Raw genomic sequence first — 13,874 nt, 5'->3', positions numbered from 1 at the left:
AAGGCGCCGCCGGAGCCGAGGCCCCCGACGACGCCTTCCTCGCAGACGCGGCGAACCTACTCGGCGTGCTGCCGGCGACGTCGCAGTGCGACGAGACCGAGACCCAGCGCGAGCAGCACCACCGCGGCGATCACGTACGGGGTGCTGTCGGCTCCGGTGTTCGCGAGGTCACCCGTCGCCGCGCCGCCGATACCGGGCGTCACCGCCCCACCGCCCGCCGCTGCCGCCGTGACGGTGAGCGAGGCGGTGACCTCGGTGCCGTCCGGGAGGATCACGGCGAGAGTGTGCACTCCAGCCGGGGTGGCCGCGGGAATCGTGACGGAGCGCGAGAACGCACCGCCCGCACCGACCGTGATGGTTCCGAGATCGACCGGGTCGGAGCGCAGTTCGAGGCGCAGCTCGGCATCCGCCGCGAAGCCCGTGCCCGACACCGTGACGGTGCCGCCGGCCTTGACGGATGCCGCGCCCAGCTCGATCTCGCCCGGAACCTGGGGCTCCGTGACCGGAGGCGTGACCCCGGCCTCGGTCACCCACTTCTCGCCGGCATCCGACTTCGTGATCGTGAACGTGTCGTAGACCGCGCCGACCGGAAGGTCGGTCGTCGCATCCGGCTGCTTCTCGGCCAGGTAGGAGCGGTAGACGAGCTGGCCGTTCGAGACATCGATCACCTGGTAGGTGGTGACGCCCTGACCGCGCAGCACCTGGGTGGCGCCGTTGTTCGTCCAGACGTTCTTCTCGGCGGTCTCGAGCTCGTAGTGCTTCGCACCGGAGTTCGAGACCACGTACACCGGACCGGTCGTGAGACCGGGCGTCTCGGTCGCGTCGGTGTTCACGTAGCCGCGGGCATAGGTGTGGTCGTGGCCCATGAGCACCAGGTCGATGTCGTTTCGCTGGAAGATCGGAACCCAGTCGGCGCGCAGCTTCGGCTCGTCACGACCCTCGGATGCAGAGAACACCGGCTGGTGGAACGTGACGACGTTCCACTTCGACGGACTGTTCTGCAGCAGCAGGTCGAGCCAGGCGCCCTGGAAGCGGATCCACAGCTCCTCGCCCTTGTTGATGGGGCAGTCGGCACCCGTGCAGGACGGGAGAGCCGGCGGTGTGAGGAAGGTCGCATCGCGCGTCGCGTTGAGCGTGATGAATCGCACGTCCTGGTAGTCCGTGTAGTACGCGGTCTCGGCGGCGAACGCGCTCCAGTGGTCGAACAGCGAGCGGTACTGGGCTGCGACCTCCGTGTCGCCCTTCGCGAGATCGGCGAGCTCGCCGATCGAGTCCATCGACGGGTTGTTGTGCGGGTACTCGAACGCGGCCTTCCACGCCGTGAGCAGCTTGTCGCCGGAGTACTCGTGGTTGCCCGGGGCGGCCATCACGTTGGTGTGCGTGGCGGAGTCCTCCATGCCCTTGAACCAGTTGAGCCACTCGTTCTCGTTGCTGGAGGTGTTGATCAGGTCGCCCGCGTGCACGGAGCCGATCGAGCGGGGTGCATTCGCCTCCGCCTGCTTCACGACGCTCGGCCACGTCGTGTCGAGGCCGATCTGCGCGTCGCCGTAGTAGACGAACTGGAAGTCCGTCGCATTCGGGTCGGCGGTCGTGAACTCGAACCAGTCGCTCCAGCTGCCCGGGAGACCCACGCGGTAGCGGTAGCCGGTGGCAGCGGTGAGGCCCGTCACCGTGGCGGAGAAGTGGTGGTTCGGGTTGCCGTTCACCACACCCGCGTCATAGGCGTCGATCGTGCGGGTCTCGCCACCGGCGGCCGGCGCGATCTCGACCTGACCGATCGTGTGCGAGGCGTCGCCCGCGAGCCACGAGAACGACTGCGAGATCTCGGGCTGCTCGGTCGGCGTCATGATGACGCGCGTCGGCGGTGCGACGACGGGGGCGCCGGGGTCGGATGCCTCGACCAGAGTCAGCGACGACATGTCGAAGTAGATGTCGGAGCTCGTCTCGCGGTCCTGGAACAGTGCCACGGCGATGGTGTTGGTGCCGTCCTGGAGCACGTCGCCCTCGGCGGTGATGGTGCTGGTCAGCGGGTCGCCGTTCGAGTCGCCGGCATACTCGACATTCGTGGTGTCGGTGATGCGGCCGTCGACGAAGCGGGCGACCTCTTCGCCGTTGATCCACACGACGATCGCGTCGTCGTAGGTGATCGAGCTCGACAGCGACGCGACCTGCTCGGCGACGCCCGCCTCCAGCTCGAACGTGCTGCGGAAGAAGTAAGTCGGGACCGTCGGGGCCTTCGACCCGTCGAGGTAGTGGTTCAGGAGCGTCTTCGGCGTGACGGGACCGACGGCGCCGAGCTTGCCGTTCTTGGCGCCGAAGGATCCGGTCGCCGTCTTCCACGCGCTGTCGTCGTACGCGGGCAGCGTCCAGTCGCGGAGCGCTGCGGGCTGGGGAGAGGGGTCGGAACCGTCATCGAGGTAGTGCCAGGTGGTGTCGCCGGTGATCAGCGATCCCGTCGGCACCTCGGGTGCGGCATCCGGTGCGGCATTCGTCGCAGCGAACGCCGAAGGGGCGACGACGGCGCCGCCGAGCAGGGCGAGGAGCGCGACGGACGTCAGTCCGCGACGCCGCCACCGCACCGCAGGGGTGGGGGAGGTCATGTCTGTCCTTTGTGGGGTGGGGTTTCGTGCTCAGCCGCACGAGGCCCCTTCAGACCATCGAAGCCGGATGACGTCGGGCTGACGCGGGAGCGACGAGAAGATGAACAGAGCGGATGCGTGGACATCGAGCGGTAGGACGCCGAAGCGGACGCGACCTCGCTACCGTGGGCTCATGACCTCCGCTCACGACTCTTCAATCGATGCCCGCGTCCGTGCCGTCGTCCTCGATTACGGCCGCCGTCAGACCCGGCTGTTCGTCAGGTTCGCGCTGATCGAGGGAGCGGTCCTCGCCGTGCTCGTCGCGGTGATCTACGGTTTCGAACTGATCGATCCCGAAGTGGGCATCTGGTACCTCGTCGCTGTCGCCGTCGTCGGCGGATTCCTGCTCAGCACGCTCCTGTTACGGCTGATCCAGGCGCGCACGAGGGCCATCGCTCAGGCGAAGGGCGAGAACCCGCTGTTCTGAACCGGAGCCTGGGATCCTGCGGTCACTTCCCGGGGCGATCTCTGAACATCAGGCTGAGTTGTCGGAACGCGCGAACCGCGGCGGCAGGGTCTTCGTCGAGCACGTCGATGTCGTTGAAAGCCGTGCGAAATCCGATCGGCATGAGGGCGTCCGCTTCCTCGCTCACGAAACCCATGGTCCACTGCGGGAAATATCGAGACTCGTGCTCGTCATCGACGAGCACGCGGAAGCCGCCATGCCGGGGGTCTGCTCCGATGCGATCGACGAGCTCCCGTACCGTCGCCTCGTCGCCTTCGAGGTACTGCACGAAACGACCCTGCCGGTAGAGGAGCACTCCGGTGACGTCCCGGGCCTCATTGGCGGATCGGCTCTGGGTGAGAAGGCGCGTGAGGTCGTCGCCGTCGAACGGCGCGGTCGCCGCGCTGGTGTACACGGTCGAATAGACGACGCGATGCCCCGCAGCAGGCGCAGTGTCAGACATATGTAGAGACTATGACCGCGGCGCGCTCAGTCCTGGTCGAGCGCGGCGAGCTCGTCGTCGGTCAGGGCCAGGTCGGCGGCCGCGGCGGAGTCGCGGATCGACTGCGGTCGCTTGGCCCCCGGGATGGGGATGACGACCGGCGACTGAGCCAGCTCCCAGGCCAGCGCCACCTGTTGCGCGCTCACGCCGCGAGACTCGGCCACCTGCTGGAAAGCCGGATGCTGTTCGGCCAGCTCCTTGGCATCCGACAGCCCACCCAGCGGACTCCACGGGAGGAACGCCAGACCCAGCTCGGTGCAGGCGTCGATCTCGGGCCGGCTGCTGCGGAACTTCGGGCTGAACTGGTTCTGTACGCTCACGAGACTGTCGCCCAGCGCCTCGTGCGCCGCCCGGATCTGTCCGGGGTCGACGTTCGACAGCCCGATCATCCGCACCTTGCCGCTCGCGGCGATCTCGGTCAGCGCGCCGATGGTCTCGGCATAGTCGACCTTCGGGTCGGGTCGGTGGTGCTGCCACAGCGAGATCTGGTCGACGCCGAGTCGGGAAAGGCTCGCGTCGACCGCGCGGTGAAGATGCTCCGGGCTCCCGTCCATGGCCCAACCGCCGCCGTCGGTGCGGAACGCACCGCCCTTGGTCGCGAGGTACACACGGTCGCGCACGCCGAGCTCGTCGAGGATCGAGGCGATGAGCTTCTCGTTCTCGCCCTGCGCGTCGGCACCGAGTTCTTCACCCGGCCCGTAGGCGTCGGCAGTGTCGAACAGGGTGACGCCGGCATCGAGCGCAGCGCGCACCGTGTCGCGCAGCTGCTCCCGGGGCTGGCGGCCGGTCTGGTCGAAGGTCATGAGGCCGAGACCGATCGCCCCGACGTCGACGCGGCCCGTGGTGTCGTTGCCGATTGTGCGTGTGTGCATGAGGCGATCGTAGGGGCGGCACATCGCTGAGCCGATGGGGTGGACACGACGGCGGGTGCGCGCGAAGATGGGCGATCGCCCCGGCAGTGGTCATCGGTGCCCGTATCTCACTAGGGTGAGCACCGACAGGCACACCGACACGATCCGGGGGATCATCTTGACCAGCCGCAACGCATACAGCTCCAAGGGTCGAGTTCTGCTCTGGGCCATCATCACCGGCATCGCCGCCGCCCTCGGCTACCTCGTGGCCGAACTGTTCTCTCAGCACGATCTCTCGTTCGCCCCGTGGGGAATGATCGGCATCTTCGCCGTTCTCACCCTGTTCACGTACCTCATCAACGTCCGGAACGTCCCGAAGGACTGACAGGGGTCAGCTGAGCGGCGTGACCGCGCTCCTCAGGGCGCCGACTTCCGTCAGAATCGCGCGCGCGGCCCGTTCGCCCGACGCAAGGGCACCCTGGATCGAGGCGGTATCCCGGTGGTCACCGGCGACGTACAGACGATCGGCGTGGCGCGGCGATCGTGCCGCGCCCAGCGGTGCCGGCTGAGCGGGGAGTGCGTCGCGGATGTCGTCGCGCCGGATCAGCTCCCATGCGTCGATGTCGGCACCCCAGATCTCGCTCAGGTGGCGGCGGACTTCCGGCTCGGCGGCGGTATCGCCATCGCGCGGCAGCAGGCAGGTCGCGCCGATGAGGTGGTGTCCGGCCGGGGCGTAGGAGGGCACCGTGTGGGTCATGACGACGGTGTTCACGACGGGGCCTCGGCCTCGGCCGCGCCCGTCGACGGTGAGGAGCGCGGACGTGGTGGGTGGTTCGGCGGCGGCGAACCACCATGTCTGCAGACCGTTCGTCGCCGGGGCGGGCAGCTCGGTGAGATCGGCGACGGCATCCGGTCCGACCGCGACGACCACCCGCGCTGCGCGGACGGAATCGCCGCCGGCCACGTCCACCTGCATGCCGTCACCGCTCGCCGACACGCGCCCCACACGGGCGCCGAGACGGATGTCGGCGCCGGCACTGCGGGCGTGTGCGGCGAGCTGCGCGGGGACCGCGGCGATCCCCTGCGCGGGCAGGCCGGGGCGCCCGAACGCGAAGAATCCGACGAGCAGCTGCGCGAACGCGTTCGACGTCTCGCCCCCTCGCTCTGCCAGGACCCCGGCGAGGAACGGCTCGAGCACGGCCGTGCGGAGCGGGCCGCGCAGCCCCGCGGCATCCCATCCCTCTCGCAGGGAGACATCGTTCTGCGCGAGACGTGAGAGCGGACGCAGCAACGCCGGCGCGGCCCAGCGCGCCAGGGCGACGGCATCCCGCCCGTTCACGAGGCCGCTGCGCAGCGTCGTGACGATCGACAGCGGATGCCGCAGCGGATGCCGAAGCTCGGCCACTCCGTCCGCCGTGCGGACCCGCACACCCACCGGGAAGCTCCCCAGCGCGAGGGCTCCGAGATCGACGCTGCGGCGGAGCGCCGGGTAGGCCGGATTGAGCACCTGGAAGCCACGATCCAGTCGGAACCCGTCGACGATGTCGGTGCGCTGGCGTCCCCCGACGGCGTCGGCGGCTTCGAGGACGATGACGTCGAGCCCGTGTGCGGCGAGCAGCCCGGCGCAGCGGAGCCCCGCGAGCCCGGCGCCGATCACGATCACGTCATGCATGCGTCACGCCCTCCTGCTCAGACCGATCGTTCGAGCGGGTGGTTCGCCAGCTTTCCGACCACACCGCCGTCGACGAGTCGCCGCGCCGAGGTGTGCGGCTTGCGCGCGGCCTGATCGGTGACGCCGTCGCCGAACTCGCGCGCGAGCTGCAGGCGCGGGTACTCGGCGAGCACCTCATCGAGGAAGGATGCCGGGAGAGCGTCGGCGCGCGCGCCGGAGATGTCGAGCGCCGTGGCGGTCTCGAGCAGGTAGCCCTCGACATCCATCGCCGGATCGACGGACGGCCAGTTGTGGCGGATGACGACCTCCAGTGCACGCGTGCTGCGATCCGCCTCCCATCCGGCGCCCGTGGTCAGGGCGACCGCGACGTGTCCGCCTGCCTCTTCGTACGACAGGTTCACGTTGTCGTACTCGGGCACGATGCCGATGTCGTGCAGCAGAGCCGACACGTACAACAGCTCGTGATCGATGTCGCCGCGATCCTCGACGGCGGCGAAGGCCTCGGCCCACAGCCACGACCGGATCACATGGTTCTGCATCGACTGGGAGTGGTAGCGCTCTGCCAGAGCCCGGGCCGCGCGGGCGGCGGGCGTGGCGGGCGGTGTGAAATCGCTCAGGTGCATGATGCTCGTCAGAATACGCCCGCACCCGCCCCGGTACGCTGGAACCCATGCTCAACATGGCCGACGGCCTCCTCCGTCTCGGTGCGCTCGCCGAGAATCCGGTCGTCCGCACCCTCGCGACGTCGTTCGCCGAGGCGGGGTTCGACCTCGCCGTGGTCGGCGGTCCGGTGCGCGATGCCCTGCTCGGGCGCGAGACGCACGACCTCGACTTCACGACGAACGCGTCGCCCGACGACATCCTCCGCATCGTGAAGCCGATCTCGACCGCGCAGTGGGATATCGGTCGCGCGTTCGGCACGATCGGTGCCCGCGTGCAGGGCGAGCAGGTCGAGATCACGACGTACCGCGCCGACAGCTACGACGGCGTGACGCGCAAGCCGACCGTCGAGTTCGGCGACTCGATCGAGGGCGACCTCGTGCGCCGCGACTTCACCGTCAACGCGATGGCGCTGCAGGTGCCGTCGGTCAAACTCGTCGATCCGACCGGCGGAGTGGAAGACCTCGTCGCCGGCGTCCTGCGCACGCCCGCCGACCCGAAGATCTCGTTCGGCGACGACCCGCTCCGGATGCTGCGCGCCGCGCGCTTCAGCGCCCAGCTCGGGTTCCGCGTCGACGACGACACGTTCGACGCGATCGAGCAGCTGCGCGCGACGATCGAGATCGTCAGCCCGGAGCGCATCCAGTCCGAGCTCGTGCGCCTGATGCAGTCCGACGACCCGGTGCGCGGCATCCGCGTACTGGTCGAGACGAACCTCATCGAGGAGTTCCTTCCCGAGGTCAGCGCCCTGCGCCTCGAGGTCGACGAGCACCATCACCACAAGGACGTCTACGAGCACTCGCTCACCGTGCTGACCCAGGCGATCGCGCTCGAGCATTCTCGGCATCCGGGCGCCGCTCCCGACGTGCCTCTGCGCATCGCCGCGCTGCTGCATGACATCGGCAAGCCCCGCACCCGCAAGCTCGAAGACGGCGGGGTGGTCACGTTCCACCACCACGACATCGTCGGCTCGCGCATGGCGCGCAAGCGGCTGCAGGCGCTGCGCTTCGACACCGACACGACGGAGGCCGTCGCCACCCTCATCGAACTCCACCTGCGTTTCTTCGGCTACGCCGAGGGGGCGTGGACGGATGCCGCGGTGCGCCGTTATGTGCGCGACGCGGGCGACCTGCTCGAGCGGCTGCACATCCTCACCCGCGCCGACGTCACGACGCGCAACAAGCGCAAGGCGCAGCGGCTCGCGGGCGCGTACGACGACATCGAGTCGCGCATCGCGGCATTGCGCGAGCAGGAGGAGCTCGACTCGATTCGCCCCGAGGTCGACGGCAACCGCATCCAGGAGGTGCTGGGCATCAAGCCCGGCCGCGAAGTGGGCGAGGCCTACCGCTTCCTGCTCGATCTGCGGCTCGATGAGGGAGTGCTCGGGGCCGAGGTCGCCGAGCAGCGGCTGCGCGAATGGTGGGCGGCGCGGGGCTGACGCGCAGCGCGGTCAGCGCAGCTCGGGCACCACGATCTCGACGAGGTCGCCGACGAGCTCGAAGTCCTTCGTGTTGAATGTGACGAGTTTCGCGCCCAGGGCATTCGCGTGGCCGGCCAGCATGATGTCGGTGCTCCGAGCGTGGGATGCGCGCCGCGTCGCCGCACGGGCGGCAAGGCGAGCGTATGACTCGGCAGCGGTCTGATCGAAGGGCAACCACGGCGTCGGGAACATCGCGTTCACCCGCGCAAGATCTGCCAGCCTCCGACGTCGCGCTCGGGGGTCGATTGCTCCTTCGACGCCGAAGCGCAACTCCGCGTAGGTGAGTGCACTCAGGACGACGTCTTCCGACGGCAGCCGCACGTCCTTGATCTGGATGAGCACGTTCGTGTCAAGCAGGAGCATTGCGCTTCCAGGGGTCCTGGATCCGGTAGTCGAAGATCGGGTTCTCGCGCTCCGCGCGCAGCTCTTCCACCCACTCCGCCGCCGCCTGCTTCTCTTCCTCGGACGCCGGATTGGCGTCGACCCACGCCATGATCTCTTCCGCCGGAACGGACCAGCGCCTCGGCGGCGGCAGCCGTCGTGCGAGGTTCTGCTCGATACCGCTCTCGTCGTTCTCCTCGACCAGCTTGATCAGCGCTTCGCGCGCCTCGGCCTCCATGGAGCGGGAGTTGCGTCGCGCGCGCTCCTTGAGCGCGGCCACCACCTCGTCGCTCAGGTTACGGATCGTCACCGTAGCCATGCCGCACCTCCTCGACAGCATAATGCTAGCAATCCGCGACAGTCGGAAGAAGGGTCTCAGTCGACCCGGCGGAATCGTATTCCGGTACGTTCGAACGCCGTCGCCGATCGACGCGAGGGCCCGACGAGGACGACATCTCGCGCGAGCTCGGCAAGGGGCAGATCGCTCGCCGAGTCGGTGTAGAAGCGTCCGATGCGTCCCGTCGGATGCGCGGCCCGAAAGGCGAAGGCCTTCCGCCGCCCGACGTTGTGCGTCCGGAACCTCGGCCCGGCGGGCGAGAAGACGAACTCGGACGCATGCACCTCCGCGCCGTGCACGCCGATCGCCGCCAGGAACCGCTGCGCGAGGAACCTCTCGGTCGCCGTCGTCACCAGGCATGCCCCGGCGTCGCTCGCCGCACGGGCTGCGTCCACGATCTCGGGGGTGGTGTTGTCGCGTCGTGCCGCAAGTCGCCGGGCGGTCCGTTCAGCCAGCCGCCGGTAGCCTTCCTCCGACATCCCGGCCAGCGCGAGGTGCACGACCGCGCGATTGCACCGCGGCCGCAGTTCCCCTTCGGGGGTCGCGAGTGCCGCGACCGCGGAGAGAACCCCGATCGGGAACACCAGCCAGGGTCGTGCGCGCAACCGCGTGAAGACCAGCGTCGCCATCGTGTCGGCGCGGCTGAGCACCCCGTCGAGGTCGAAGACCGTGATCACTCGTCGTCCACGGTCCGCTCGATGAGCAGCGAGACCCGATCGGAGCGGTACACGTCGACCGCGTACTCGAGGCATTCGCCGGAGTCGATGAACGTGCGGCGGGTGAGCTGCAGCCCTCCGGCCGCCTGGCGGGCTCCGAGGTGCGCGCTCATCTCGCTGTCGAGCACGACGACCTCGAGCTCGGCCGAGGTGCGCGCGAGTCGCAGCTCGAACCGGCGACGGATCTCCTCCCACAGCGAGCCGGTGAGGTCGCCGTCCAGCAGGCCGGGGACGAGGTCGGCGCGGTAGTACGTCGTCTCGACGGCGAGAGGCTCGTCGTCGGAGCGCCGCAGGCGCTGCAGCGCGTAGACCGGGTGCCCGGGGGAGACGCCGAGACCGGCGGCGACCTCGACGTCGGCGGGGCGCTCCTCGGCCCAGAACAGCTCGGCTCCCGGGTTGCGCCCCGCGCGGACGACCTCCTGGGAGAACGATCCCAGGCGCAGCTGCACGCGCGGGGCGGAGACGAAAGTGCCGCGGGTCGCATCGCGGTGCACGCGACCGTCGTGCTCGAGCACGCCGAGGGCACGGCGCAGAGTCATGCGGCTGACACCGAGTTCCACGCAGAGATCGCGCTCGGGTGGCAGGGGAGCGCCCGGCGCGAACTCGCCCGACTCGATGCGGGAGCGCAGGGCGGTCGCGATGCGCAGATACGCGGGCTCGCCGGCCCTCGCCGAGGGGGAGGGGTCCGCGTCCGTGCTCACGCCTGACACGCTACCCGCTGGCCGTCACCCTTCGCGTCGGCGGACCAGCTCCGACACGACGACGCCGGTGCGGAAGGCGGTCGTCTCCACGGGTTCGAACCGCTCCGGCTGGTACGGCCGGTCGCCGAACAGCGGGATGCCGTCGCCGAACAGCAGCGGCTGCCGCTTGAGGACGAGCCGGTCGATCTCCTCGGCGAGCGTCGCGGCGAGTGCCCCGCCGCCGCAGAGCCAGATCGCTCCGCCGTCCTCCTGCTTGAGCCGCCGCACGACGGATCGCGGATCCTCGGCCGTCACCTCGAGGTTCTCGCCCTCGGCCGTATGCGTGCGGCTGAACACGATCTGCCGGAGGTGGCGATAGGGGCTGGGGGCGCCGCCGATCGCGTAGGTGTTCCAGCCCATCAGCACGGTGTCGAACTCCGTGCGCTCCTGCCGGATGCCGAGTGCTGTGGCGGCATCCGTCGGGATGGTGTCGGCGAAGCGGTCGTTGATCGCGTCCATGTGGTCGCCCTCGATGAGGAACGCGTCGAATTCGCCCTGCGGGCCGGCGATGTAGCCGTCGAGACTGACGGCGACGTAGTACACGAGTTCACGCATGATCTCTCCATTCACAACAGATGTCGTACTTCAAACTACAACGTATGTAGTGATTTGGCAATCGGGAGGCGGAGGTTGACAGCATCCGATGAGAGCACTAGCTTCTTGGTATAGACCAAGATGGTCTATACCAATCCGTCCAACGAAGGTCGACTCATGGAACCCACCGCACCCCCCGCACCTGCCTCGGGTCAGAGCACGCCCCGCATGAAGCGTGAACTGGGCCTCTACGCCTCCTTCGCCGTCGCTTTCGGCTTCGTCTCGATCGCGACCGGCATCTTCACGACCTACGGTGCCGTTCTGAACAGCAGCGGACCGCGGGGAATCTGGGCCTGGCCGATCGCGGTCGTCGGCCAGACGATGGTCGCCCTCATCTTCGGGGCCCTCGCCGCACGCATCCCGATCAGCGGCTACGCCTACCAGTGGGTCTCGCGCCTCGCGAATCCGATCCTCGGCTGGCTCACCGGCTGGGTGTCGTTCGCCTTCCTCGTGATCGTCGTCGTGGCGGTCGACTACACGATCGCGGCCACGATCCTCCCCGAGCTCTTCGGCTACAGTCCGACACCCGCCAACTGCTGGGTCATCACCGCGGTCGTCATGCTGCTGCAGGCGATCCTCGTGGCCCTCAGCACCAAGGTGACCAATCGGGTCAACGAGGTCGCGGTCACCGTGCAGATCATCGGCATGATCGGCATCACCGTGCTCCTGTTCGCGGTGGGCGCCGCCCTCGGACGCCTGGACTTCAGCCAGCTCTTCGCGACGGCGCCGGTCGCCGAGGCGGCCTACTGGGACTTCGGCGGCCTCACGGATGCCGGTCCCTTCCCGCTCGCCTTCCTGCTCGGGGCGTTCACGATCGTCGGCTTCGAGTCGGCCGCCAACCTCGCCGAGGAGACCAAGAACCCCGAACGCGTCATCCCGCGCGCGATGGTGCAGGCCGTCATCGCGCTCGGAGTGCTCGGGATGCTGTTCCTCATCGCCGTCACGGCGCTCGCCGGAGACACCGCCGAACTCGCGAAGTCCGCGACCCCCGTCGCGACCGTGATCACCGCGGTGCTCGGCCCCGTCGTCGGCAAGGCGCTGCTCGTGCTGGTCGTGGTCTCGATCTTCTCGTGCGGGCTCGTCATCACCCTCAGCGGCACCCGGCTGATCTGGGCGATGTCGCGCGACGAGCGCTTCCCCGCCTGGCAGCTGCTGAGCCGCGTGCACCGCAGCCGGCACACGCCGATCGCGGCGACCGTCGGCTACCTCGTGATCACGCAGGCGATCCTCGCGATCTTCAGCGGAACCGACGACGCCCTCTTCATCCTGTTCTCGGCGGCGACACTGCTGCCGGCGATCATCTACGCAGGAACCGTGCTGCTGTACATCGTCAAGCGGAAGTCGCTCCCCGCGAGCCGCGGCTTCCGTCTCGGCCGCTGGGAGATCCCGGTCCTGATCCTGGCGAGCATCTGGCTGGTCTACGAACTGCTGATCTTCCGCGACGCGTCGTTCGAGCAGCCGCGGCTGTACATCGGCATCATGCTCGTCGTCGGCATCGCCTATCTCGTCTACCTGCTCGCGACCCGCGGGCGGAAGGGCCTGACGATGCCGGACATGGCCGATGTCGACCGCACCTTCGACGAAGACAGCGTTCCTGAAGACAGCGCCACCCCGACCGCGTAAGACTGCTCTTGAACACCGAAGGAAGACCCACCATGTCGTCGCACTCTCCGTCCCGCCCTGTCGCCATCATCGGCGGAGGCATCGTGGGATCGGCCCTGCTCTACACGCTCGCTCATCGGGGGGTGGATGCCGTGCTCCTCGAGTCCGAGCCGGCCTTGGCGCTCGCGGCGAGCGGTACCAACTCCGGCATCCTGCACACCGGCTTCGACTCGACGCCGGGAGAGCTCGAGACGGAGCTGATCCTGCGCGCCGCCCGCATCCGACCGGCGATCCTCGACGCGCTCGGCGTGCCGGTCATCCCCACCGGCGCCGAGCTCGTGCCGCGCACCGCCGAAGACCACGAGACCGTGCGCGCACTCGCCGCGAACGCGGCAGCGAACGGGGTGCAGGTCGAGGTGCGCGAATCCGACGGCGCCCTGCTCGTTCAGGGGGAGTCGGTCAGCGACCCGGTCGCGTTCGCGCTCGCGCTCGCCGCATCGGCCGTCGCGGCGGGAGCGCGGATCGAGCTCGATGCCCGGGTCACCGCCATCTCCGCGATCGACGATGGCCTGGCACTCGCGACCGCGGACGGCCGGCGCTTCGAGGTCGCGGCCGCCATCAACGCCGCGGGCCTGTACGCCGACGAGGTCGCCCGCCTCGTGGGTGACGAGTCCTTCGAGATCTACCCGCGCAAAGGCGAGTTCTTCGTGTTCGAGCTGCCCGAGGGTCAGACGCTCGACCGCATCATCCTGCCCGTGCCGACGAAGCGCACGAAGGGGGTGCTCGTCTTCCCGACCCTCGACGGCAAGGTCGTCGCCGGGCCCACGGCTGTCGACCTCGACGACAAGGAGGACTGGTCGGTGCGCCCCGAAGCGCACGACGAGATCCTCGCCAAGGCCGTGCAGCAGTTCCCGGCCCTCGAGGGTCTCGAGCCGATCGCGAGCTACGCGGGCCTGCGTCCGGCCGGCCGCGGCAGCAACTACGTGATCGGCCGGTCGGCGAAGAGCGACCGGCTGATCAACGTCGCCGCGATCCGCTCGACCGGCCTCACGGCCTCGCTCGGCATCGCCGACCATGTCGCCGACATCCTGCCCGAACTCGGCATCGAGGTGGGTGAGCTTCATCCGCCGACGGTCGCCGGGCCACCGGCATCCGAAGGTCCCTGGTGGCTGCGCACCGCGCGCCACCGTCACCCCACCACCCCCTGAACCCGTGGGGCGGAGGGATCGAGCCTCCGCCCCGCGCCCCACCGAAG

15 protein-coding genes are annotated in these 13,874 nt (G+C 69.1%); 5 read left to right on the top strand and 10 right to left on the bottom strand.

Features of this window, described 5'->3' with window-relative positions; all coding sequences use genetic code 11:
• Positions 1-56: 56 nt before the first annotated feature.
• Complete coding sequence (locus LC452_RS06450) at positions 57-2,600, bottom strand: metallophosphoesterase family protein (protein ID WP_223623389.1); 2,544 nt, start codon at positions 2,598-2,600, stop codon at positions 57-59.
• Positions 2,601-2,772: 172 nt separating this feature from the next.
• On the opposite strand from LC452_RS06450, the gene LC452_RS06445 reads away from it, so the two are divergent.
• Entirely contained in the window at positions 2,773-3,066 is a 294-nt protein-coding gene (locus tag LC452_RS06445; protein WP_223623388.1) for a hypothetical protein, read from the top strand.
• Positions 3,067-3,088: 22 nt separating this feature from the next.
• Here the strand turns inward: LC452_RS06445 and LC452_RS06440 are convergent, their stop codons facing one another.
• Together LC452_RS06440 and LC452_RS06435 are read right to left on the bottom strand one after the other, a co-directional pair.
• Positions 3,089-3,547, bottom strand: coding sequence for a BLUF domain-containing protein (locus tag LC452_RS06440; protein ID WP_223623387.1), 459 nt, complete (start codon positions 3,545-3,547; stop codon positions 3,089-3,091).
• 26 nt (positions 3,548-3,573) lie between these two features.
• Positions 3,574-4,458, bottom strand: coding sequence for an aldo/keto reductase (locus LC452_RS06435; RefSeq protein ID WP_223623386.1), 885 nt, complete (start codon positions 4,456-4,458; stop codon positions 3,574-3,576).
• A 115-nt stretch (positions 4,459-4,573) separates the two neighbouring features.
• Here LC452_RS06435 and LC452_RS06430 point away from each other — a divergent pair, with 115 nt between their 5' ends.
• Entirely contained in the window at positions 4,574-4,822 is a 249-nt protein-coding gene (locus LC452_RS06430) for a hypothetical protein (RefSeq protein WP_223623384.1), read from the top strand.
• A 6-nt stretch (positions 4,823-4,828) separates the two neighbouring features.
• Here the strand turns inward: LC452_RS06430 and LC452_RS06425 are convergent, their stop codons facing one another.
• Both LC452_RS06425 and LC452_RS06420 read right to left on the bottom strand, forming a co-directional pair.
• Positions 4,829-6,109, bottom strand: coding sequence for an FAD-dependent oxidoreductase (locus tag LC452_RS06425; protein WP_223623382.1), 1,281 nt, complete (start codon positions 6,107-6,109; stop codon positions 4,829-4,831).
• Positions 6,110-6,126: 17 nt separating this feature from the next.
• On the bottom strand, positions 6,127-6,732 hold the full coding sequence (locus LC452_RS06420; protein ID WP_223623380.1) for an HD domain-containing protein: 606 nt from the start codon (positions 6,730-6,732) through the stop codon (positions 6,127-6,129).
• 47 nt (positions 6,733-6,779) lie between these two features.
• Here LC452_RS06420 and LC452_RS06415 point away from each other — a divergent pair, with 47 nt between their 5' ends.
• On the top strand, positions 6,780-8,207 hold the full coding sequence (locus LC452_RS06415) for a CCA tRNA nucleotidyltransferase (RefSeq protein ID WP_223623378.1): 1,428 nt from the start codon (positions 6,780-6,782) through the stop codon (positions 8,205-8,207).
• A 12-nt stretch (positions 8,208-8,219) separates the two neighbouring features.
• Here LC452_RS06415 and LC452_RS06410 read toward each other — a convergent pair whose 3' ends face one another.
• The 5 genes from LC452_RS06410 to LC452_RS06390 are packed head-to-tail and all read right to left on the bottom strand — an operon-like array spanning position 8,220 to position 10,978.
• Positions 8,220-8,612, bottom strand: coding sequence for a type II toxin-antitoxin system VapC family toxin (locus LC452_RS06410; protein WP_223623376.1), 393 nt, complete (start codon positions 8,610-8,612; stop codon positions 8,220-8,222).
• Positions 8,599-8,949, bottom strand: coding sequence for a hypothetical protein (locus LC452_RS06405; RefSeq protein ID WP_223623374.1), 351 nt, complete (start codon positions 8,947-8,949; stop codon positions 8,599-8,601). Before LC452_RS06405 ends, LC452_RS06410 begins: the two co-directional genes overlap by 14 nt.
• Positions 8,950-9,005: 56 nt before the next feature.
• Complete coding sequence (locus LC452_RS06400; RefSeq protein ID WP_223623372.1) at positions 9,006-9,644, bottom strand: HAD family hydrolase; 639 nt, start codon at positions 9,642-9,644, stop codon at positions 9,006-9,008.
• Complete coding sequence (locus tag LC452_RS06395) at positions 9,641-10,384, bottom strand: GntR family transcriptional regulator (RefSeq protein WP_223623371.1); 744 nt, start codon at positions 10,382-10,384, stop codon at positions 9,641-9,643. Before LC452_RS06395 ends, LC452_RS06400 begins: the two co-directional genes overlap by 4 nt.
• A 24-nt stretch (positions 10,385-10,408) precedes the next feature.
• Positions 10,409-10,978 (bottom strand): dihydrofolate reductase family protein, encoded by a 570-nt coding sequence (locus LC452_RS06390; RefSeq protein WP_223623369.1) that lies wholly within the window; start codon positions 10,976-10,978, stop codon positions 10,409-10,411.
• A gap of 207 nt (positions 10,979-11,185) precedes the next feature.
• On the opposite strand from LC452_RS06390, the gene LC452_RS06385 reads away from it, so the two are divergent.
• Both LC452_RS06385 and LC452_RS06380 read left to right on the top strand, forming a co-directional pair.
• Complete coding sequence (locus LC452_RS06385) at positions 11,186-12,640, top strand: APC family permease (RefSeq protein WP_223623367.1); 1,455 nt, start codon at positions 11,186-11,188, stop codon at positions 12,638-12,640.
• Positions 12,641-12,672: 32 nt separating this feature from the next.
• The gene (locus tag LC452_RS06380) at positions 12,673-13,827 is read left to right on the top strand and encodes an NAD(P)/FAD-dependent oxidoreductase (protein ID WP_223623365.1); all 1,155 of its coding nucleotides are present in this window, start codon (positions 12,673-12,675) and stop codon (positions 13,825-13,827) included.
• Positions 13,828-13,874 lie beyond the last annotated feature (47 nt).

This window comes from Microbacterium sp. EST19A (genome assembly GCF_019969685.1).
Classification (GTDB): Bacteria; Actinomycetota; Actinomycetes; order Actinomycetales; family Microbacteriaceae; genus Microbacterium.
Note: the sequence above shows the minus strand (reverse complement) of the source record. Positions and strands in the feature narration are given on the sequence as shown.